The sequence below is a fragment of the Azospirillum sp. VT-I1 genome (assembly GCF_055698305.1).
In genome coordinates this window covers 481,796-500,927 of record NZ_CP168806.1, presented here as the reverse complement: position 1 = coordinate 500,927, position 19,132 = coordinate 481,796, and the positions used below count along the sequence as shown (strand labels likewise).

Annotated in this window: 18 protein-coding genes and 1 pseudogene; 16 read left to right on the top strand and 3 right to left on the bottom strand. The window is 68.8% G+C overall.

The window, feature by feature from the left end; genetic code table 11:
- The first annotated feature begins 8 nt into the window (after positions 1 to 8).
- The 13 genes from AB8P05_RS30790 (at position 9) to AB8P05_RS30730 (ending at position 10,429) form a co-directional block, all read left to right on the top strand.
- Positions 9 to 368 carry an IacB protein gene (locus AB8P05_RS30790; RefSeq protein ID WP_109157388.1) on the top strand — a complete coding sequence of 120 codons (360 nt, stop codon included), beginning with the start codon at positions 9 to 11 and terminating at the stop codon, positions 366 to 368.
- The gene (locus AB8P05_RS30785) at positions 365 to 892 is read left to right on the top strand and encodes a nuclear transport factor 2 family protein (protein WP_472761770.1); all 528 of its coding nucleotides are present in this window, start codon (positions 365 to 367) and stop codon (positions 890 to 892) included. Before AB8P05_RS30790 ends, AB8P05_RS30785 begins: the two co-directional genes overlap by 4 nt.
- Positions 893 to 933: 41 nt before the next feature.
- Complete coding sequence (locus tag AB8P05_RS30780; RefSeq protein WP_472761769.1) at positions 934 to 2,223, top strand: aromatic ring-hydroxylating oxygenase subunit alpha; 1,290 nt, start codon at positions 934 to 936, stop codon at positions 2,221 to 2,223.
- 164 nt (positions 2,224 to 2,387) lie between these two features.
- The gene (locus AB8P05_RS30775) at positions 2,388 to 2,864 is read left to right on the top strand and encodes an aromatic-ring-hydroxylating dioxygenase subunit beta (protein WP_472761768.1); all 477 of its coding nucleotides are present in this window, start codon (positions 2,388 to 2,390) and stop codon (positions 2,862 to 2,864) included.
- 14 nt (positions 2,865 to 2,878) lie between these two features.
- Positions 2,879 to 3,619, top strand: coding sequence for an SDR family NAD(P)-dependent oxidoreductase (locus tag AB8P05_RS30770; protein WP_472761767.1), 741 nt, complete (start codon positions 2,879 to 2,881; stop codon positions 3,617 to 3,619).
- 12 nt (positions 3,620 to 3,631) lie between these two features.
- Entirely contained in the window at positions 3,632 to 4,594 is a 963-nt protein-coding gene (locus tag AB8P05_RS30765) for a PDR/VanB family oxidoreductase (protein ID WP_472761766.1), read from the top strand.
- Between the two features lie 17 nt (positions 4,595 to 4,611).
- A complete protein-coding gene (locus AB8P05_RS30760) occupies positions 4,612 to 5,130 on the top strand; it encodes a flavin reductase (RefSeq protein ID WP_472761765.1) in 519 nt (172 codons plus the stop codon).
- Positions 5,131 to 5,165: 35 nt separating this feature from the next.
- Complete coding sequence (locus tag AB8P05_RS30755; protein WP_472761764.1) at positions 5,166 to 5,735, top strand: hemerythrin domain-containing protein; 570 nt, start codon at positions 5,166 to 5,168, stop codon at positions 5,733 to 5,735.
- 165 nt (positions 5,736 to 5,900) lie between these two features.
- Positions 5,901 to 7,562, top strand: coding sequence for a sensor domain-containing diguanylate cyclase (locus tag AB8P05_RS30750; protein WP_472761763.1), 1,662 nt, complete (start codon positions 5,901 to 5,903; stop codon positions 7,560 to 7,562).
- 103 nt (positions 7,563 to 7,665) lie between these two features.
- On the top strand, positions 7,666 to 7,803 hold the full coding sequence (locus tag AB8P05_RS30745; RefSeq protein WP_472761762.1) for a hypothetical protein: 138 nt from the start codon (positions 7,666 to 7,668) through the stop codon (positions 7,801 to 7,803).
- Positions 7,800 to 8,543 (top strand): metal ABC transporter ATP-binding protein, encoded by a 744-nt coding sequence (locus AB8P05_RS30740; RefSeq protein ID WP_472761761.1) that lies wholly within the window; start codon positions 7,800 to 7,802, stop codon positions 8,541 to 8,543. The genes AB8P05_RS30745 and AB8P05_RS30740 overlap by 4 nt, the downstream gene beginning before the upstream one ends.
- A gap of 11 nt (positions 8,544 to 8,554) precedes the next feature.
- Positions 8,555 to 9,439 carry a metal ABC transporter permease gene (locus AB8P05_RS30735; protein ID WP_455176065.1) on the top strand — a complete coding sequence of 295 codons (885 nt, stop codon included), beginning with the start codon at positions 8,555 to 8,557 and terminating at the stop codon, positions 9,437 to 9,439.
- Between the two features lie 33 nt (positions 9,440 to 9,472).
- A complete protein-coding gene (locus AB8P05_RS30730; RefSeq protein ID WP_472761760.1) occupies positions 9,473 to 10,429 on the top strand; it encodes a metal ABC transporter substrate-binding protein in 957 nt (318 codons plus the stop codon).
- Positions 10,430 to 10,593: 164 nt separating this feature from the next.
- Here the strand turns inward: AB8P05_RS30730 and AB8P05_RS30725 are convergent, their stop codons facing one another.
- A complete protein-coding gene (locus tag AB8P05_RS30725) occupies positions 10,594 to 13,737 on the bottom strand; it encodes an efflux RND transporter permease subunit (protein ID WP_472761759.1) in 3,144 nt (1,047 codons plus the stop codon).
- Between the two features lie 30 nt (positions 13,738 to 13,767).
- Positions 13,768 to 14,973 (bottom strand): efflux RND transporter periplasmic adaptor subunit, encoded by a 1,206-nt coding sequence (locus AB8P05_RS30720; RefSeq protein WP_472761758.1) that lies wholly within the window; start codon positions 14,971 to 14,973, stop codon positions 13,768 to 13,770.
- A gap of 213 nt (positions 14,974 to 15,186) precedes the next feature.
- Here AB8P05_RS30720 and AB8P05_RS30715 point away from each other — a divergent pair, with 213 nt between their 5' ends.
- The 3 genes from AB8P05_RS30715 to AB8P05_RS30705 all read left to right on the top strand — a co-directional run bounded on the left by AB8P05_RS30715 (position 15,187) and on the right by AB8P05_RS30705 (position 17,608).
- Positions 15,187 to 15,855 (top strand): TetR/AcrR family transcriptional regulator, encoded by a 669-nt coding sequence (locus AB8P05_RS30715; protein WP_472761757.1) that lies wholly within the window; start codon positions 15,187 to 15,189, stop codon positions 15,853 to 15,855.
- A gap of 81 nt (positions 15,856 to 15,936) precedes the next feature.
- Entirely contained in the window at positions 15,937 to 16,770 is an 834-nt protein-coding gene (locus AB8P05_RS30710; protein ID WP_472761756.1) for a universal stress protein, read from the top strand.
- A gap of 151 nt (positions 16,771 to 16,921) precedes the next feature.
- On the top strand, positions 16,922 to 17,608 hold the full coding sequence (locus AB8P05_RS30705; RefSeq protein WP_472761755.1) for a TetR/AcrR family transcriptional regulator: 687 nt from the start codon (positions 16,922 to 16,924) through the stop codon (positions 17,606 to 17,608).
- A gap of 24 nt (positions 17,609 to 17,632) precedes the next feature.
- On the opposite strand, the pseudogene AB8P05_RS30700 reads toward AB8P05_RS30705, so the two are convergent.
- Positions 17,633 to 19,128 (bottom strand): annotated as a pseudogene (locus AB8P05_RS30700) (MFS transporter).
- Between the last annotated feature and the right edge of the window lie 4 nt (positions 19,129 to 19,132).

The window sequence follows — 19,132 nt, the reverse complement described above, 5'->3', positions numbered from 1 at the left end:
GACCTTCCATGAGCGACAAGAAGCCCCTGCGCGTCCTGTTCTGCATCGGCGTCAACCAGAACTTCTTCGACGCGACGGCGGAGGAGGCCAAGCAGGTCTGGGGCGCCTTCTCCACCATGATGCGCGGCATCGGCGAACTGCCGGGCGTGACGGTGCTGGGCAATCTGGACGATGACCAGATCATGGTCGGCCCGTCCACCAACTGGCCCTGGACCACCTATGTGCTGGCCGACGTGCCGGACATCGAGACGGTGACCGCCGCCTGCAACCTGTTCCGCGTCACGCCCGTGGGCGACGGCACCTTCAAGCTGTGGAAATACTGCCGCGTCGAGGCCCGCGTCGGCCGCGAGCTGGTGATCCCGCAATGACCGCTGCCCTCCCCGCCGAGATCGCGGAGTTGCGGGCGCGCCTCGCCCGCTTCGAGGCGGAGGCCGCCGTCCGCGCCTGCATGGTCCGCTACATGGCGCTGTGCGACGCGCTGACCCCGGCGACGCCGCTGGACGAGCTTGCCGGCCTGTTCACGCGCGACGCGGTGTGGGAGGGCATCGGCGAGAAATACGCCAAGACCTTCGGCCGGATCGCCGGCCGCGCGGCCCTGCGGGAGATGTTCGCCAAATACATGGTCGAACCCTCCCACTTCGCGCTGAACGTCCATTTCCTGACCTCGGAGCTGATCCGGACCACTGGTCTGGAATCGGCGGAGGGAAGCTGGATCATGCTGCAGACCTCGACCTTCGCCGCCGGCGGATCGCACCTGAACGCCGCCCGGCTGACGGTGGATTTCCGCCTGGAGGAGGGCGCCTGGCGCATGAGCCATTTCCGCACCGAGAACCTGTTCAGCCGCCCGGTCGACAGCTGGAACCGCCCCGACCCGGTTCCGGTCCCGGAGTGATCCCCTCTCTTCTCCGCTTCCATGACGGAAAGACCATAGCCATGGCTATCGATCTCAAAGCCCCGCCCACCCACTCTTCGGCAGCAAGCCGCGACCTTGCCGACCTCGTGCGCGACGACCGCGCCCACACCTCCCTCTACACCGACCCGGCGATCTTCGAGCAGGAGATGGACCGCATCTTCGCCAACTGCTGGGTCTGGGTCGCCCATGTCAGCGAGGTGAAGGAGGCCGGCGACTACAAGTCCACCTATGTCGGCCGCCAGCCGGTGGTGGTGGTGCGCGACCGCAAGCAGAAGATCCATGTCCTGCTGAACCGCTGCCGCCACCGCGCCGCCACGGTCTGCGAGGAGAAGAAGGGCCGGACCAACAGCTTCGTCTGCCCCTATCACGGCTGGAGCTATGGCCTGGACGGCAGTCTGCGCGGCGTGCCGCATCCGGAAAGCTACGGCCAGTGCCTGGACAAGGGCGAATATCCGCTGAAGAGCCTGCGGGTCGAGGAATATGCCGGCATGGTCTTCGCCAGCTTCCGCGAGGACATCGAGCCGCTGGCCGACTGGCTCGGCCCGGCGAAGAAGTGGATGGACCTGTTCATGAAGCAGGGCGGCGGCTACCCGATCAAGGTGGCCGGCGAGCATCGCTTCCGCTTCCCCGGCAACTGGAAGATCCAGCTGGAGAACACCACCGACGGCTATCACTTCCCGGTCGTCCACAAGTCCTTCCTGTCGTCGGTCGACGAACAGACCGAGCGCATGCTGGACTTCGTCAACGGCCCCGGCTTCGTCGAGGATCTCGGCAACGGCCACAGCGTCATGGTGATGATCCCCGAACTGGTGGACCTGGAGAAGGATCTCGACGCCCCCGTCCCCGCCCGCTTCGCGGAGCTGGCCGAGGAGCTGCGCCGGGAGGGCCATGACGAGGACAAGGTGCGCCGCATCGTCCGCGCCGTCGGCGGGTCGGGCTTCAACCTGAACCTGTTCCCCAACATCGCCTGTTCGATGGCCTTCTTCCGCGTGCTGCGCCCGGTGTCGGTGAACGAGACCGAGATCCACCACGCCGTCATCACCATGGACGGCGGCCCCGCCGCCGCCAACCGCGCGCGGCTGCGCCTGCACGAGCATTTCCAGGGCCCGATGGGCTTCGGCACGCCCGATGACTCGGAAGCCTGGGAACGGGTGCAGAAGGGCGCCCAGGCCGGCACCGACCTTTGGATCCTGCTGAACCGCGGCCTGCCCGGCGAACGCATCACCGAGGACGGCCGCGCCGGCGACGTCAGCGCCGAGACCGGCATGCGCGCCGCCTACCAGCAGTGGAAGAAGCTGATGACGGCGTGAGCGGGGCGGGGCGAATTGCCCCCACCCTAACCCTCCCCCGCTTCGCAGGGGAGGGAACTGCCGCCGCTTTGCCAATAAAGCGCTTAAACCCCCTCCCCCGCCCAGCGGGGGAGGGTCGGGGTGGGGGCATCACTGCCACCACTCCACCCCCGGAGACACACCCCATGAACACCCAACTCCTCACCGAGGTCAGCGCCTTCCTCTGGCAGGAGGCCGACATGCTCGACCACCGCGAGTATCAGGACTGGCTGGCGCAATGGACCGCCGACGGCCTCTACATCGTGCCGATCGACCCTGAGGCAACGGACCTCGCCGACCGGCTGAACTACGCCTATGACGACGCCGACATGCGGGCCAAGCGCGTCGCCCGCCTGACCGGCGGCGAATCCGTCTCGACCCAGCCGGCGTCGCGCACTGTGCGCTCGCTGTCGCGCTTCCGCATCCTGTCCGACGACGGCGCCGCGATCACCGTCCGCGCCGCCCAGCATCTGCGCGAGTTCCGCAAGGAGACGCTGCGCGACTACACCGCCGACGTCACCTACGAACTCGCCCGCACCGGCGAGGGCTTCCGGCTGAAGAGCAAGATCGTCCGGCTGGTCAACTCCACCGATGCGCTGCACAGCATCGGCTACATCCTCTGACAGGAGTCCACGGGATGGCACAGGTCGCACTCGTCACCGGCGCGGCCCAGGGGCTGGGCCGGGTCATCGCCGAACAGTTCCTCGCCGCCGGCTACCGCGTCGCCCTGACCGACGTCGCGGAAGACGCGGTGAATGATGCGGCAACCGCACTCGACCCGTCCGGCGAGGCGGTTCTGCCGCTGGTGCTCGACGTCACCCGCAAGGCGGATTTCGCCGCGGCGCTCGACGCCGTGCTGGCCCGCTGGGGGGCGCTGCATGTGGTGGTCAACAACGCCGCGATGACGCCGATGACCCCGGTGATGCAGATCACGCCGGAGGAATTCGACGCGGTGCTGACCGTCAACCTGCGCGGCACCTTCCTTGGCTGCCAAGTCTTCGGGGCCCATCTGGCGAAGGCCGGCTACGGTCGCATCGTCAACATCGCCTCGCTGGCCGGGCAGAATGGCGGCACGGCGTCGGGCGCGCATTACGCCTCCTCCAAGGCCGGCATCCTGACGCTGACCAAGATCTTCGCCCGCGAGCTGGCGGCCAGCAACGTCACCGTCAACGCCATCGCCCCCGGCCCGATGGAGCTGCCGTCGGTCCGTGCCTCAGTCCCGCCGGAACGGCTGGAAACGCTGATCGGCATGATCCCGGTGAAGCGGCTGGGCAACCCCGCCTTCGTCGCCCGGGTGGCGGTGGAGCTGGCCTCGCCCGACGCGGATTTCACCACCGGTGCGGCCTGGGACATCAACGGCGGCATCTTCATGCGCTGAGGAAAGACGGTCATGACGACGCAAGACACGCTGATGCTGACGGTGGCCCGCCGCCGGGTCGAGGGGAACGGGGTGCTGCTGCTCGACCTCATCGACAGGACCGGCAACCCGCTGCCGCCCTTCGAGGCCGGGGCGCATGTCGACCTGCATCTGGCGCCGGGTCTGGTCCGGCAATACTCGCTGTGCGGCGACCCGGCCGACCGCAGCCGCTATCGGCTGGGCATCCTGCGCGATCCCGCCTCACGCGGCGGCTCGGTCGCGGCGCATGACCGCCTGCAGGAGGGGACGGAGGTCGCGGTCGGCCTGCCGCGCAACCTGTTCCCACTGGCGGCCGATGCCGCCCATTCGATCCTGATCGGCGGCGGCATCGGCATCACCCCGATGATCGCCATGGCCCATGCCCTGGCGGCGGCGGGCAGCGCTTTCGAGCTGCATTACTGCGGCCGCAGCCGCGACGCCTGCGCCTTCCTGGGCGAATTGGCCGAAGCCGCCTTCCGCGACCGCACCGCGCTGCATCTGGACGACGGCCCGGCCGACCAGCGCCTCGACCTGCCCGCCCTGCTCGGCTCCGCTCCCGCCGGCACGCATCTCTATGTCTGCGGTCCGACCGGCTTCATGGACTGGGTGATCGGCGAGGCGATCCGCCTCGGCCTGCCGGCCGAGCGCATCCACCGCGAATACTTCCAGGCGGAGGTCGCCACCGGCGGCGGTGCCTTCGAGGTGGTGGCGAAGCGCAGCGGCAAGACCGTGCGGGTGGCGGAGGACGAGACCATCGTCCAGGCGCTCGGCCGCATCGGCATCAAGGTGCAGATGTCCTGCGAACAGGGCGTGTGCGGCACCTGCCTGTGCAATGTGCTGGAGGGCACGCCCGACCACCGTGACGTCTTCCTGACCGACGAGGAGAAGGCCGACAACGACCAGATCCTGCTCTGCTGCTCGCGCGCCCGCAGCGACACGCTCGTCCTCGACATCTGAGACTAAGGACATCCCCCATGGTTGAGGTTTCCCGCTTCCGCAACGGCATGTCGATGCTGACCGGCGCCGTGAACATCGTCACCACCGCCGGTCCCGGCGGCCGGGCCGGCTTCACCGCCACCGCGGTGTGCAGCGTGACCGACCAGCCACCGACCCTGCTGGTCTGCCTGAACCAGTCCTCCTTCGTGCATCGGGCCTTCGCGGAGAACGGCGTGCTGTGCGTCAACCCGCTGTGTGGCGGGCAGCAGTCGCTGTCGGAGGTCTTCTCCAACCGCAGCCTGTCGGCCGACGAACGCTTCGCCCATGCCGACTGGACCGGCCTGGAGACCGGCAGCCCGGCGCTGGCCGGCGCGCTGGTCAATTTCGACTGCCGCATCGTCGACACCCACAGCGTCGGCACCCACAGCGTCTTCTATTGCCAGGTCGTCGCCATCCGCCAGCGCGAGGACGGTCCGGATGACCGGCCCGACGGCGGACTCGTCTATTTCAACCGCGCCTACCACCGGCTGGGCGACGCCTCGCGCGCGCTGCCCTGATCCTCGCCACCCAGATCGGGGGAGACCGACCCAGCATGGACGCCATCCGCATCATCAAGGACGAGCATTTCGCCATCGCCGCGGTTCTGCACGCCCTGCGCCACCAGATCCGCGCCATCCGCGGCGGGGCCACCCCCGATTTCCCGCTGCTGCGCGCGATCCTCGACTACATCGTCAGCTATCCCGACCACTGGCACCACCCGAAGGAGGACCGCTTCCTCTTCGCCGCCGTCCGCCGCCGCGCACCGGAGGCCGAAGCCCTGCTGGGCAGGCTGGAGCGCGAGCACGCGCTGGGCTATCCGATGATCGAGACGCTGAAACGCCAGCTGGTCTGTTTTGAGGCCGGCGACGACGGCGCGGCGGATGATTTCTTCGCCACCGCCGAACGCTACGCCACGCTGGAATACGCCCATCTCCAGATCGAGGAGGAGCAGCTGCTGCCGCTGGCCGAACGGGTGCTGACGGAGGAGGACTGGCGCGAGATCGACGCCGCCTTTCGCGAGAACGACAACCCGCTGTTCGGCATCAAACCGAAGGAGGAGGCGGAACGGCTCTACCGGCGCATCCTCGATCTGGCCCCGCCGCCCATCGGCTACGGACGGTAAGGACAGAGGCCGCCGGCACAAAACGCGGTCGGCCGCCCGAATTTTCGGGCCGGCGCTCCGCAACAACAGAATCTTCAGATTTCTCTTCCTACAAATCTGATTACCGGAGAATGCACCACCAGAGTTCGAGAAGACCCTCAACAGTCAGCAGCGAGAGGATCGGGGATGGCGCCGCACGGTGATCGCGATGCTCACGGCGAACTGCCCGGCGAGCTGCTTGGGGCGGTGACGGCCGACCGCGATGGCGACGGGATCCTCGGCGCGCTGTTCGCCAACAATGCGGCCCCCATCCTGCTGATCGATCCCGGCCGGGACGGCGCCATCGTCGACGCCAATCCCAAGGCGGCGGCCTTCTACGGCCACAGCCGCGAAAGGCTGCGCAGCCTCCATGTCTGGGACATCAATGCGCTCGGACGGTCGATCCTGCCGGCAATGCGGGAGATCGCGTCCTGGGAGGGTGGCCACTATCCCCAGCGTTTCCACCACCGGCTCGCCGACGGGTCGGTGCGCGACGTGCAGGTCTATGCCGGCCCCATCGTCCTGGGCGGGCGGAAGCTCTTGCTGTGCATCATCCATGACGTCACCGCCGTGATCGAGGCCGAGCAGTTCAACCGCCTGCTGCTGGAGAACGTGCAGGTCGGAGTCTGCGGCATCGACCGCACCGGTCATTTCACCTTCGTCAACCCGGTTGCCGTCGGCGCCCTGGGCTTCCGCCACGAAAGCGAGCTGATCCGCAGCCATGCCGGGCGCTTCCTGGGCGGCGGGACGGAGGGCGCGGCGCTCCACCCTGTGTTCCAGGTCGCCGAGACCGGGCAGGCGGCGCGGGACATCGACTCGACCTTCCTGCGCGGCGACGGCACGCCGTTCCCGGTCCGGCTGACCGCCAGCCCGATCCGCGGCCATGCCGGCATCGTCGGCGTCGTGGTCAGCTTCTCCGACCTGACGGCGGAACGGGAACGGGAGGCCCAGGCGGGCGATCTGGCCAACGCCCTGCCCGGCGCGATCTTCCAGGCGGAGTTCCATTCGGACGGCGTTCTGCGCGCCGGCTATTTCAGCTCCGCGGCGGCGGAGCTGTTCGGCTTGCCCGCGGATGCGGATCTGACCGCCTCCAGCGTCCTGACCCCGCTGATGAACCTGAAGGGCTGGGCCAGGGTCCGCCGCAGCCTGCGGCGGTCCGGAAGGCACGGGACGGTCTGGGAAGGCGAACTGGAGATCGGCCCGGCCAGCGCGCGGCGCTGGCTGCTGGGGCGTGCCCAGCCGCGCCGGCGCGCCGATGGCACCATGGTCTTCAACGGCGTCCTGCTGGACATCACCGAGCGCAAGATCCTGGAGGCCGAACTGCAGCGGGCCGCGATGCACGACCCGCTGACCGGGGCCTGGAACCGCCGCCGTTTCCAGCAGGCGCTCGCCGAGGCGGAGGCGCGGTTGGAACGCTACGGCCGGCCTTATGTCCTGGCGCTGATCGACATCGACCATTTCAAGCGCTTCAACGACACGCACGGGCATCAAGCGGGTGACGATGCCCTGCGTCTGGTCGCCTCCACGCTCTCCGGCCGGCTGCGCCGGTCCGACGCGCTCGCGCGCTGGGGCGGGGAGGAATTCGCCCTGCTGCTGCCGGAAACCGAACTGGCGGCCGCCGGACAGGTGCTCGACACTCTTCGGCAGGCGGTCGCGTCGCAGCGAATGGACTGTGGCAACTCCATCACCGTCAGCATCGGTGCCGCCCAGGGCCGCGGCGGCGAGGATGCCTATGCCCTGCTCCAGCGCACCGATGCCGCGCTGTACCGGGCCAAGGACGCCGGCAGGAACCGCGTCGAACTCGCATGATTGGCTGACATTCGTCGGGGAGAGGGCTGCATCGCCTTTCGCCCTTGCCATAAACGTAACGTTATAACATTACTATCGCAGCTCCGATCACCCGAGACCGCGCATGTTCTTCTTCGCCCGCTCCCCTATGGCCGCCTCCGCCCTGACGCGCGTCGCCGCGGCGCTGCTGCTCTGCGCGCTGCTCTGGCTCGCCGTCGCCTGGGCGCTGGATTGGATCCCCGGCCCGGGAATGCCGGCATGACCGCCGCCGTCATCCGCCTCACCGACCTGACGCTGGGCTACCGCCGCCATCCCGCCGTGCACCACCTGTCCGGCAGCTTCCGCGAAGGGTCGCTGACCGCGGTCGTCGGCCCCAACGGCGCCGGCAAGAGCACGCTCCTGAAGGCCATCGTCGGCACGCTGAAGCCGCTGGACGGCCGCATCGCGCTGCAGGGGCTGACCGCCCGCGACATCGCCTATCTGCCGCAGCAGGCGGAGGTCGACCGCAGCTTTCCCATCGACGTGATCGACACCGTCCTGCTCGGCCACTGGCGCCGCGTCGGCCCCTTCCGCGCCATCGGCCCCGAACTGGAGGCCCAGGCACGGGAGGCGCTGGCGATGGTCGGCCTGTCCGGCTTCGAGCGGCGCCCCATCGCCGCGCTGTCCGCCGGCCAGTTCCAGCGCGTGCTGTTCGCCCGCATGCTGCTGGAGGATGCCCGCCTGATCCTGCTGGACGAGCCCTTCACCGCCATCGACGCCCGCACCACCGCCGACCTGCTGGAAGTGGTCCGGCGCTGGCACGGCGAGCGGCGGACGGTGGTCGCCGTCCTGCACGACCTCGACCAGGTGCGCAGCCATTTCCCCGACACGCTGCTGCTGGCGCGCGAGCCCATCGCCTGGGGCGGCACCGCCGACGTGCTGAGCCCCGCCAACCTCGCCCGCGCCCGCGCGATGGCGGAAGCCTGGGACGACCGCGCCGCCCCCTGCCGGCGGAGCGCCTGATGCATCACGCCATGGTCCTGTACGACCTGCTGGCCGCCCCCTTCCTGGAATTCGGCTTCATGCGCCGGGCGCTGGCCGCCTGCCTTGCCCTGTCGCTGGGCTGCGGCCCGGTCGGGGTGATGCTGGTGCTGCGGCGGATGAGCCTGATGGGCGACGCCATGTCCCATGCCGTCCTGCCGGGGGCCGCCGTCGGCTTCCTGGCGGCCGGCCTGTCCTTGTGGGCGATGAGCATCGGCGGCATGGTCGCCGGGCTGGCGGTGGCGCTGCTGGCCGGGATGGTGTCGCGCGCCACGCCGCTGCGCGAGGATGCCAGCTTCGCCGCCTTCTACCTGATCTCGCTGGCCGGCGGAGTGCTGATCGTCTCCCTGCGCGGCAGCAACATCGACCTGATGCATGTGCTGTTCGGCACCATCCTGGCGGTGGACGACGCCGGCCTTCTGCTGGTCGCCGGCATCGCCACGGTCACGCTGCTGACGCTGGCTCTGCTCTACCGGCCGCTGGTGGTGGAGAGCTTCGACCCCGGCTTCCTGCGGGCGGTCGGCGGGCCGCGCGGCACGCTGGGCGCCCTCAGCCATCTGGTCTTCCTGGTGCTGGTCGTCCTCAACCTCGTCGGCGGCTTCCAGGCGCTGGGCACGCTGATGGCGGTGGGGCTGATGATGCTGCCGGCGGCGACCGCCCGCTTCTGGGCCGAACGGGTGCCGACCCTGGCGCTGACCGCCATGGCGGTCGCCTTCGCCTCCGGCTTCGGCGGGCTGCTGCTGTCCTTCCATTTCAACCTGCCGTCCGGGCCCGCCATCGTGCTGGTCGCCGGCGGCGCCTATCTGCTGTCGCTGACCCTCGGGCCGGTCGGCAGCTTGCGGCTGCGCTGGTTCCCCGGGCGGCATCTGGCCGCCTGACCCGGCGTATTCCCGAACGAGGAGTCCTGTCCCATGAAGCGCATATCCGCTGCCGCCCTCGCGGCGGCGCTGACCCTGTTCGCCCTGCCAGCGCTGGCCGAGCCGCTGAAGGTGGTGGCGACCTTCACCATCATCGGCGACATGGTCCGGCAGGTCGGCGGCGACGCGGTGGCCGTCACCACCCTGGTCGGCCCCGACGGCGACGCCCACGTCTTCGAGCCCACCCCCGCCGATGCCCGCGCCCTCGGCGGCGCCGACCTCGTCGTCGTCAACGGGCTGGGCATGGAAGGCTGGATCGACCGTCTGGTGAAGGCGTCGGGCTACAAGGGACCGGTGGTGGTCGCCAGCAGCGGCGTCAAGGCCATCGCCGGCGAGGAGGAGCATGGGGAGAAGGGCCACGCCCATGGTCACGACCATGACCATGGGCGCGGGCACGGGCACGGCCATGACCACGGCGCCTTCGATCCCCATGCCTGGCAGTCGGTCGCCAACGCCCGCCTCTATGCCGACAACATCCTGAAGGGCCTGACCGCCGCGGCCCCCGCCCAGGCCGACGCCCTGCGCGCCAACCACGCCGCCTTCGCCGCCAAGCTCGATGCGCTGGACGCGGACATCCGCAAGGCGATGGCGGCGATCCCGCGCAAGGAGCGCAAGATCGTCACCTCGCACGACGCCTTCGGCTATTACGCCAAGGCTTACGGCGTCACCTTCCTCGCCCCCGTCGGCATGTCCACCGAATCGGAGGCGGCGGCCGGCGACATCGCCCGCCTGATCCGGCAGATCAAGAAGGAGAAGATCAAGGCGGTCTTCGTCGAGAACATCGCCGATCCCCGCCTGCTCCAGCAGATCACGCGCGAGACCGGGGCCCGCATCGGCGGCCGCGTCTATTCCGACGCCCTGTCCCCGGCGGGCGGCCCGGCCGCCACCTACGTCGACATGATGCGCCACAACCTTTCCGAGTTTACCAAGGCGCTGTCGCCCGCAAGCTGATCCTTCCCTTGGTGGGACGTCCCACGATCGGATGGGGTGGGCGGATTGAACGGATGGGGCGGATCCGTTCCACGATGTTCCATCCCGCCCCGTAAGAAAAAAGCGCCGGGCCCACGAGGGACCCGGCGCCTTTTCCGTTACAGCGGCGGGAACGCTCCCTCCGCTCAGTCCCCCGCCGCCGGCTGCGGCATGGCGCCATGGCCGGGGCGACGGCGGACGAACAGGCGGTAGACCGCGACGAAGAAGACCGGAACGAACAGGATCGCCAGCACGGTGGCGGAGATCATGCCGCCCATCACGCCGACGCCGATGGCGTTCTGGCTCTCCGATCCGGCGCCGCTCGCGATCGCCAGCGGCAGCACGCCGAGGACGAAGGCCAGCGAGGTCATGATGATCGGCCGCAGGCGCTGGCGGCAGGCCTCGGCCGCGGCCTCCTTCAGCTCCATGCCCTGGTCGTAGAGCGACTTGGCGAACTCCACGATCAGGATGGCGTTCTTTGCCGACAGGCCGATGGTGGTCAGCAGGCCGACCTGGAAATAGACGTCGCTCGGCAGGCCGCGCAGCGTCGCCGCGATGACCGCGCCCAGGATGCCGAGCGGCACCACCAGGATCACCGACGCCGGCACCGACCAGCTCTCGTAGAGCGCCGCCAGACACAGGAAGACGATGATCATCGACAGGGCGTAGAGCGCCGGTGCCTGCGAGCCGCTGAGCCGCTCCTCGTAGGACAGGCCGGTCCACTCGTAGCCGATGCCCGGCGGCAGCTTCCGCATCATCGCCTCCATCTCGGCCATCGCCTCGCCGGAGCTGATGCCCGGCGCGGCCGACCCCTGGATGTTCAGCGAGGAGGAGCCGTTGTAGCGCTCCAGCTTCGGCGAGCCGTAGATCCACTGCGCCGTGGTGAAGGCGGAGAAGGGAACCATCTGCCCGGCGGCATTGCGCACATACCAGCGGTCGATGTCGCTCGGCTGCATGCGGTAGGGCGCGTCGGCCTGCAGATAGACCTTCTTCACCCGGCCCTGGTCGATGAAGTCGTTGACGTAGGACGAGCCCCAGGCCGCCGACAGCGTCGTGTTGATGTCGCTGAGCGACAGGCCGAGCGCGCTCGCCTTCTCGCGGTCGACATCCAGCTTGAACTGCGGCGTGTCCTCCAGGCCGTTGGGGCGGACGCCGACCAGCTTCGGGTTCTGCGCCGCCATGCCCAGCAGCTGGTTGCGCGCCTGCATCAGCCGGTCATGGCCCAGCCCGCCGCGGTCGACCAGCTGCAGGTCGAAGCCGGTGGCGTTGCCGAGGCCGGGGACCGACGGCGGCAGGAAGGCGAAGACAACGGCGTCCTTCAGCCGCGACAGCGCCCCCATAGCCCGGCCGGCGATGGCCTGCGGCTTCTGCGACGGCTGGGTGCGCTCGCTCCAGTCCTTCAGCCGGACGAAGGCCATGCCGGCATTCTGGCCGCGGCCGGAGAAGTTGAAGCCGACGATGGTGAACAGGCCCTCGACGCTGTCCTTCTCCTTTTCCAGGAAATGGGCGGTGACGGCCTTGGCGGTCTCGGCCGTGCGCTGGGCGCTGGCGTTCGGCGGGGCCGACCACAGCACGAACAGCTGGCCGCGGTCCTCCGTCGGCAGGAAGGAGGACGGCATCTGCAGGAACAAATAGCCCAGCCCGCCGAGGATCAGCAGATAGGCGACGAAATAGCGGCCCAGCCGGTTCACCGCACCACGCACGCCGCGGACATAGACCCGGCTGCTGGCGTCGAAGCCGCGGTTGAACAGGCCGAAGAAGCCCCTCTTGGCATGGCCATGACCGGACGCGACGGGCTTCAGGATGGTGGCGCAGAGCGCCGGGGTCAGCACCAGGGCGACCAGCACCGACAGCGCCATCGCCGACACGATGGTCAGCGAGAACTGGCGGTAGATGGCGCCGGCCGACCCGCCGAAGAAGGCCATCGGCACGAACACCGCCGACAGCACCAGCGCGATGCCGACGAGCGCGCCGGTGATCTGGTCCATCGACTTGCGCGTCGCCTCGCGCGGGGGCAGCCCCTCCTCGCTCATCACGCGCTCGACATTCTCGACCACGACGATGGCGTCGTCCACCAGCAGGCCGATGGCCAGCACCATGCCGAACATCGTCAGGACGTTGATCGAGAAGCCGAAGAGCGACAGCACGCCGAAGGTGCCGAGCAGAACCACCGGAACCGCGATGGTCGGGATCAGCGTCGCCCGGAAATTCTGCAGGAACAGATACATCACGACGAAGACGAGGACGATGGCCTCGAACAGCGTCTTGACGACCTCGTGGATCGACAGCTCGACGAAGGGCGTCGTGTCGTAGGGGTAGATGACCTCGATGCCGGCCGGGAAGAAGGGCTGCAGTTCAGCCACCCGTGCCTTGACCGCGGCGGCGGTGTTCAGCGCATTCGCGCCGGTCGCCAGCTTGATGCCGACGCCGGCCGCCGGCTTGCCGTTGTAGGCGGCGTTGATCTCGTAGGTCTCGGACCCGATCTCGATCCGCGCCACGTCGCGCAGCCGCACCTGGGATCCGTCGGGGTTCACCCGCAGCAGGATGGCGCCGAACTGCTCCGGCGTCTGCAGGCGCGACTGGGCGGTGATGGTGGCGTTGATCTGCTGGCCCGGAATGGCCGGGGCGCCGCCGAGCTGGCCGGCGGAAACCTGCGCGTTCTGGGTCTTGATCGCGTTGGAGACGTCGGTGGTGGTCAAGGCGAAGTTGTTCAGCGCGTCGGGGTCGAGCCAGATGCGCATGGCGTGCTGCGGCCCGAAGACGGTGATGTCGCCCACGCCTTCGACGCGGCTCAGCGTGTCCTGAAGGTTGGAGGTGACGTAGTCGGCGATGTCGCCCTGGCTGAGGCGCCCGTCGCTCGACACGAAACCGACCACCAGCAGGAAATCGTTGCCGGCCTTCGACACCTGGATGCCGCGCTGCTGGACCTCCTGCGGCAGAAGCGGCGTGGCCAGCTGCAGCTTGTTCTGCACCTGGACCTGGGCGATGTCGGGGTTGGCCTCCGGCTCGAAGGTCAGGGTGATGGTGACGTTGCCGGAGGAGTCGCTGTTGGAGGACATGTAGCGGAAATGGTCGAGCCCGGTCATCTTCTGCTCGATGACCTGGGTGACCGTGTCCTCCAGCGTCTTGGCCGAGGCGCCGGGATAGCTGGCGGTGATCGACACCGTCGGCGGCGCGATCTTCGGATACTGCTCGACGGGCAGCCGCAGGATCGCCAGGGCGCCCGCCATCATGATGACGATGGCGATGACCCAGGCGAAGACCGGCCGGTCGATGAAGAATTTTGACATGGGAGCGGTTCCTGGGGACGGTGTCCTGGATCAGCGGGCCGAAGCGGCCTTCTCGGGCAGCGCGGCCAGCGCGTTCTGCGCCGGCACCGGCTTCACCTCGGCACCCGGCTTGACCTTCTGCAGCCCCTCGACGACCACCCGCTCGCCAGCGGCCAGACCGTCCGACACCAGCCAGACGTTGCCGACCGCGCGTTCGGTCTTGATCGTGCGCTGGGCCGCCTTGTTGTCGGCGCCCACCACCCAGACGCGGGCGCTGCCGTCCGGCCCGCGGCTGACCGCCGCCTGCGGGACGGTGATGGCGTTCCCGGCGACGCCCTGCTCCACGCGGGCGCGGACGAACAGGCCGGGCAGCAAGTCCTTATTCGGGTTGGGGAAGACTGCGCGCAGCTGGACCGAGCTGGTGCCCGCATCCACCGTCACGTCGGCGAACTGCAGTTCGCCCTTCGCCGGATAGGCGGTGTCGTCGCCGCTGGCGTTGCTGTTCAGGAACAGCGTCACCGGGATTTTGCCGGGTTCCGCCGGGCGGATGCGGCCGGTCTCCATGTCCTCGCGCAGCTTCATCAGCTGCGAGGCGGTCTGCGTCACGTCGACATAGATCGGGTCGAACTGCTGGATGGTGGCGAGCGCCGTCGCCTGGTTGGAAGTGACCAGGGCACCCTCCGTCACCGCCGACTTGCCGATGCGGCCGGAGATCGGCGCGAACACCTTGGTGTAGTTCAGGTTGATGCTGGCGAGGTTGTAGGCGGCCTTGGCGGCGGCCAGCTGCGCCTCGTTCTGCTTCAGCGAAGCCTGGACGTCGTCGAAGTCCTGCTTGCTGACCACGCTGTTCTTGACCAGATCGCCATAGCGCGCCGCCTTGTTGCGGGCGGCCTGCAGGTTCGCTTCCGCCTTCTGCACGTCAGCCTGGGCGCTGGCCAGCGACGCCTCGTAGGTGGCGGGGTCGATCTGGTAGAGCTGGTCGCCGGCCTTGACGTCGCTGCCCTCGCGGAACAGGCGCTTCAGCACGATGCCGCTGACCTGCGGACGGATTTCCGCCACGCGATAGGCGGCGGTGCGCCCCGGCAGCTCGGTCGTCACCGGCAGGCGCTGCGGCTCGATGGTGAGGACCGACACTTCCGGCGGACCGCCGCCGCCCTGGGGCTGGCCGGACGCCTGCTTCTGCTGGTTGCAACCGGCGAGCACCACGATCAGCGCCGCCGCTGCGGCCAGCGTCATGAATGAGTTGGATCTAGACATCTCTTTCCTCGTCTCGGCGCCGCGCGTCTGCGGTCCCGTCTCCCTGCTACGCCGGAGCCATCGGCCGGCCTTCGGTCCGGGCTGCGGGTGGTCCGGCACATCCCCGTTGCTTAGTACTGTCTCATACAGTACACTGTACCAGACGATACATTCAGAATGCTGCAGTGCGCAAGGGGGTTCCGCAATGCCCGATACGGGGCTGGATGCAAGGGGGTGGACTGCGGCGCCGGGACGGGCGGGCGGGGACACGCGCGCTGCCGGGCGCTGCTGGATGCCGCCGCGGCGCTGTTCGTCGAGAAGGGCTATGCCGGTACGTCGCTCAGCGATGTGCTGCGGCTCGCAGGCGGGTCGCGCACGACGCTCTATGCCCATTTCGGCGACAAGGACGGCCTGTTCCGCGCCATGATGGAGGAACATTGCGCCCGGGTGCTGGACGGCATGGCGCCGGACGCCCTTGCCTTGGACACGCCCGCCGGCAGCGACCTGGAGCAAACCACCGATCCGGAAGAGCGGCTGGTCCGCATCGCCCTGCACATCATGCATGCGCTGACCGAACCGCGGACGACGGCGATCCTGCGCACGCTGATTTCCGAAGGTGCGCGCGTCCCCGACCTTGTCGAGACCTTCGTCCGCGTCGGGCCGGAGCGGACGCGCGAGCGGATCGCCGGCTGCCTGCGCGAACTGGCCGAAGCGGGGCGGATCCGCATCGCCGACGCCGATATGGCGGCGCAGGCCTTCTGCGGCATGGTGACCGGCAACCTCCTGATGGAGCGGCTGATCCTGCCCGACCGGCCGGTCGATATGCCGGCGGTGGAGGCCTATGTGCGCGCCGGCGTCCATCTGTTCCTGCGCGGGACCGCTCCGCCCCCGGCGGCCTCCTGACGGCACTCCGGCCGGATCGGAACGCCCCCGACCGAACACCAAGAATGAGGCTTTCGAAATGCCCCCGGACCTTCTTCCGGAATGCCGAAGGACATCGTGGTTTTCATCGAAGCGGACGAGGAGCGGGCCGGCCGGCTGGCCTATGCCGCCGCCCTGGCGCGAAGCTGGCAGGCGCACCTGATCGCCACCTTTGTCGCCAACCGCCTGGAACTGATGCCCGGCAGCGGCTTCGCCCGCGGCGGCGGACTGGAAGCGATGCTGCGCCGGCATCATGGCACCACCCGCAACGCGGCGGCGGAGGCGCGGACGCTGTTCGACCGCATCGTCGCCGATGCCGGCGTCAGCGGCGAATGGCGCCTGTCCGACCATGAGGATGGCGAGGCGCTGATGCTCCATGCCCGCCACGCCAGCCTCGCCATCGTCGGCCCGCCGCTGCGGCCGGCCCGGCCGGCGCGGATGCTCAGCCTGTCGGAGGATGTGATCTTCGCCTCCGGGCGCCCCACCCTGCTTCTGCCGGCGGGCTGGCCGTCGCACCGCATCGGCCGGCGCGTCGTCGTCGGCTGGAACGGCAGCCGCGAGGCTGCGACCGCCATCGCGCTCGCCATGCCCTTCCTGACTGCGGCGGACATGGTGCATCTGGTCGTGGTGCCCGAAGCCCGGCCGAATGGCTTGCTCGGCGGCGATCCCGGGGCCGACATGTCGCGCCATCTGGCGCGCAACGGGGTGGAGGTGGTTCTGGAGCAGCGCCCAGGCACCGATGCGGGCACCGTGCTGCTGGACCATGCGCGCGAGGTCGATGCCGATCTGTTGGTGATGGGCGCCTATGGTCGGCCACGGATCAGCGAGTTCGTCTTCGGCGGGACGACCCGGACGGTCCTGGCAAAGGCGAATACGCCGATCCTGCTGTCGCGATGACCTTGCCGGAGAGGGTTTGCCCTGCGTCTTTTTTACAGATCGCGCCAGGCTCCCCTCCCGGTGCAGACGTTCTACAGTGGTACACGCGCATCGGCGTGGAACGAATAATCAGACCGGACGCGGGCGCCGCCGCACCGGAGGAAAGCGCATCATGACGAACAGCAGCCACAAGGCCGATGTCGCCGCCGGGACCATTGCCGGCCCCGCCACCTGCGGACCGCGCGGACTGGCGCGCCGGCAGGCGATCCTGACAGCCGCCCGGCGTCTGTTCATCGAGAAGGGGTTCGAGAAGACCACGCTCAGCGACATCATCGCCGTGGCCGGCGGGTCCCGCGCCACGCTGTACGAGCATTTCGGCGACAAGGAGGGCCTGTTCCGCGCGATCATGGAGGAGGACAACGCCATGATCCTCTCCGGCCTAGCCCCGGCCCAGGCCGACGACCGCGTGACGCCGGAGGCGGGGCTGACCGCCTTCGCCCTGCATCTGGTCAAGGCCCTGCTGAACGAGGAGACGACCGGCACAGTCCGCATCCTGATCTCCGAAGGCGACCGCGTGCCGGACATCGCCGAGGCGTTCTTCCGCATCGGCCCGGAGAACGCCATCCGCCGCCTCGCCGAATATCTGCAGCGCCTGTCGGACAGCGGCACCTTGAAGATCGAGGATCCGGCCGCCGCCGCGCAGGCCTTCTTGGGCATGGTCACCGGCAACCTGCTGATCCGCCGCCTGATCCTGCCGCAAAGCGCGCCGGCCATCCCCGACCTCGACCGCTATGTCCGGCAGGCGGTGCGGCTGTTCCTGAACGGCGCCCGCGCGTCCGGAACCGCCAATCCCGGATGATGGGCGGCAGATGACAGGAGGCGGTCAGGTCGTCTCCACCGCCTCCGCCCCCACCCCGCGGTCGCGGTCGGCCTTGGTCAGCGGTTCGGCGATCTCCTCCAGCCCCTTGCCTTCGGCATCGACGCCGTAGATCAGGGCGACCACGCCGCCGAACATCATCACCACCGACCCCAGCACATAGCCCCAGAACAGCGGATCGCGCTCCGTTCCCTCCCCCACCAGCCAGCCGAACAGCAGCGGACCGGTGGAGCCCACCACCTGGGCGATGGCGAAGAAATAGGAGATGGCCTGTGCCCGCACCTCCAGCGGGAAGATCTCGCTGACCGTCAGATAGGCCGACGATGCGCCGGCGGATGCGAAGAAGAAGGAGACGCACCAGAAGATCGTGTGCGTGTCCGCCGTCAGCACCCCCTGCCGGAACAGGATTGCCGACGCAAGCAGCACGACCCCCGCCAGCAGATAGGTGCCGAAGATCATCCGCCGCCGCCCCACCGTGTCGAACAGCGGTCCCAGCAGCAGCGGACCGATCAGGTTGCCGGCGGCGAAGGGAAAGAAATAGAACGCCGTCCGCGACGGGTCGAGATGATAGAAATTCTGCAGGACCAGGGCGTAGGTGAAGAAGATCGCATTGTAGAGGAAGGACTGCGTGACCATCATCGTCACGCCCAGGAAGGTGCGGGACGGGTATTGCCGGAAGAAGACGTCCACAAGCTGGGCGTAGGATACGGAATCCTCGGGAATGATCGACATGGCCCGCCGCGGATCGACCGGCGGCAGAGGCTTTCCTGCTCGCGGATGCTGGCCTCGATATCGTCGACGATACGCTCGGCCTCCTCCTCCCTCCCGTGGGTGACCATCCAGCGCGGGCTTTCCGGGATGAAGCGGCGCAGATAGATGATGGCCAGCCCCAGAACCGGGCCGATGAAGAAGGCGATCCGCCAGCCGAGATCCTCCGGCACCAGCGAATGGTCGAGAAGGAAGACGCTGCCGACGGCGCCGATCATTGCACCACCCCAATAGGTGCCGTTGATGGCGATGTCGACACGGCCGCGGTAGCGGGCGGGGATCAACTCGTCGATGGCGGAATTGATGGCGGCATATTCGCCGCCGATCCCCATCCCGGCGACGAAGCGCCAGAAATATAGGAACCATGGCGTCCAGGCGAAGCCGGCGATGCCCGACGCGATCAGGTAGATCGCCAGCGTGGTGATGAACAGCCGCTTGCGCCCCCAGCGGTCGGTCAGCCGCCCGAAGACCAGCGCCCCGACCACCTGCCCGATCAGATAGATGGTTCCGGCGAGCCCGACCTCCGCACTCGACATCCCCAGGCTTTCCTTGTAGCCGGAGGCCGAGATCAGCTGGATTTCGATGCCGTCCAGGATCCAGCTGACGCCCAGCCCGACCACCACCATCCAATGGAAGCGGGCCCAGGGCAGCCGGTCCATCCGGGCGGGCACGAGGCTGCTCACCGCGGCATTCCTCGGGGCGGAGCCCGGAGAAGCGCTTTGTCTGGCGGTCATGGCG

Coding starts and splice junctions, on each gene's coding strand:
- AB8P05_RS30790 (WP_109157388.1), top strand. CDS start 9: ATGAGCGACAAGAAGCCCCTGCGCGTCCTGTTCTGCATCGGCGTCAAC.
- AB8P05_RS30785 (WP_472761770.1), top strand. CDS start 365: ATGACCGCTGCCCTCCCCGCCGAGATCGCGGAGTTGCGGGCGCGCCTC.
- AB8P05_RS30780 (WP_472761769.1), top strand. CDS start 934: ATGGCTATCGATCTCAAAGCCCCGCCCACCCACTCTTCGGCAGCAAGC.
- AB8P05_RS30775 (WP_472761768.1), top strand. CDS start 2,388: ATGAACACCCAACTCCTCACCGAGGTCAGCGCCTTCCTCTGGCAGGAG.
- AB8P05_RS30770 (WP_472761767.1), top strand. CDS start 2,879: ATGGCACAGGTCGCACTCGTCACCGGCGCGGCCCAGGGGCTGGGCCGG.
- AB8P05_RS30765 (WP_472761766.1), top strand. CDS start 3,632: ATGACGACGCAAGACACGCTGATGCTGACGGTGGCCCGCCGCCGGGTC.
- AB8P05_RS30760 (WP_472761765.1), top strand. CDS start 4,612: ATGGTTGAGGTTTCCCGCTTCCGCAACGGCATGTCGATGCTGACCGGC.
- AB8P05_RS30755 (WP_472761764.1), top strand. CDS start 5,166: ATGGACGCCATCCGCATCATCAAGGACGAGCATTTCGCCATCGCCGCG.
- AB8P05_RS30750 (WP_472761763.1), top strand. CDS start 5,901: ATGGCGCCGCACGGTGATCGCGATGCTCACGGCGAACTGCCCGGCGAG.
- AB8P05_RS30745 (WP_472761762.1), top strand. CDS start 7,666: ATGTTCTTCTTCGCCCGCTCCCCTATGGCCGCCTCCGCCCTGACGCGC.
- AB8P05_RS30740 (WP_472761761.1), top strand. CDS start 7,800: ATGACCGCCGCCGTCATCCGCCTCACCGACCTGACGCTGGGCTACCGC.
- AB8P05_RS30735 (WP_455176065.1), top strand. CDS start 8,555: ATGGTCCTGTACGACCTGCTGGCCGCCCCCTTCCTGGAATTCGGCTTC.
- AB8P05_RS30730 (WP_472761760.1), top strand. CDS start 9,473: ATGAAGCGCATATCCGCTGCCGCCCTCGCGGCGGCGCTGACCCTGTTC.
- AB8P05_RS30725 (WP_472761759.1), bottom strand. CDS start 13,737: ATGTCAAAATTCTTCATCGACCGGCCGGTCTTCGCCTGGGTCATCGCC.
- AB8P05_RS30720 (WP_472761758.1), bottom strand. CDS start 14,973: ATGTCTAGATCCAACTCATTCATGACGCTGGCCGCAGCGGCGGCGCTG.
- AB8P05_RS30710 (WP_472761756.1), top strand. CDS start 15,937: ATGCCGAAGGACATCGTGGTTTTCATCGAAGCGGACGAGGAGCGGGCC.
- AB8P05_RS30705 (WP_472761755.1), top strand. CDS start 16,922: ATGACGAACAGCAGCCACAAGGCCGATGTCGCCGCCGGGACCATTGCC.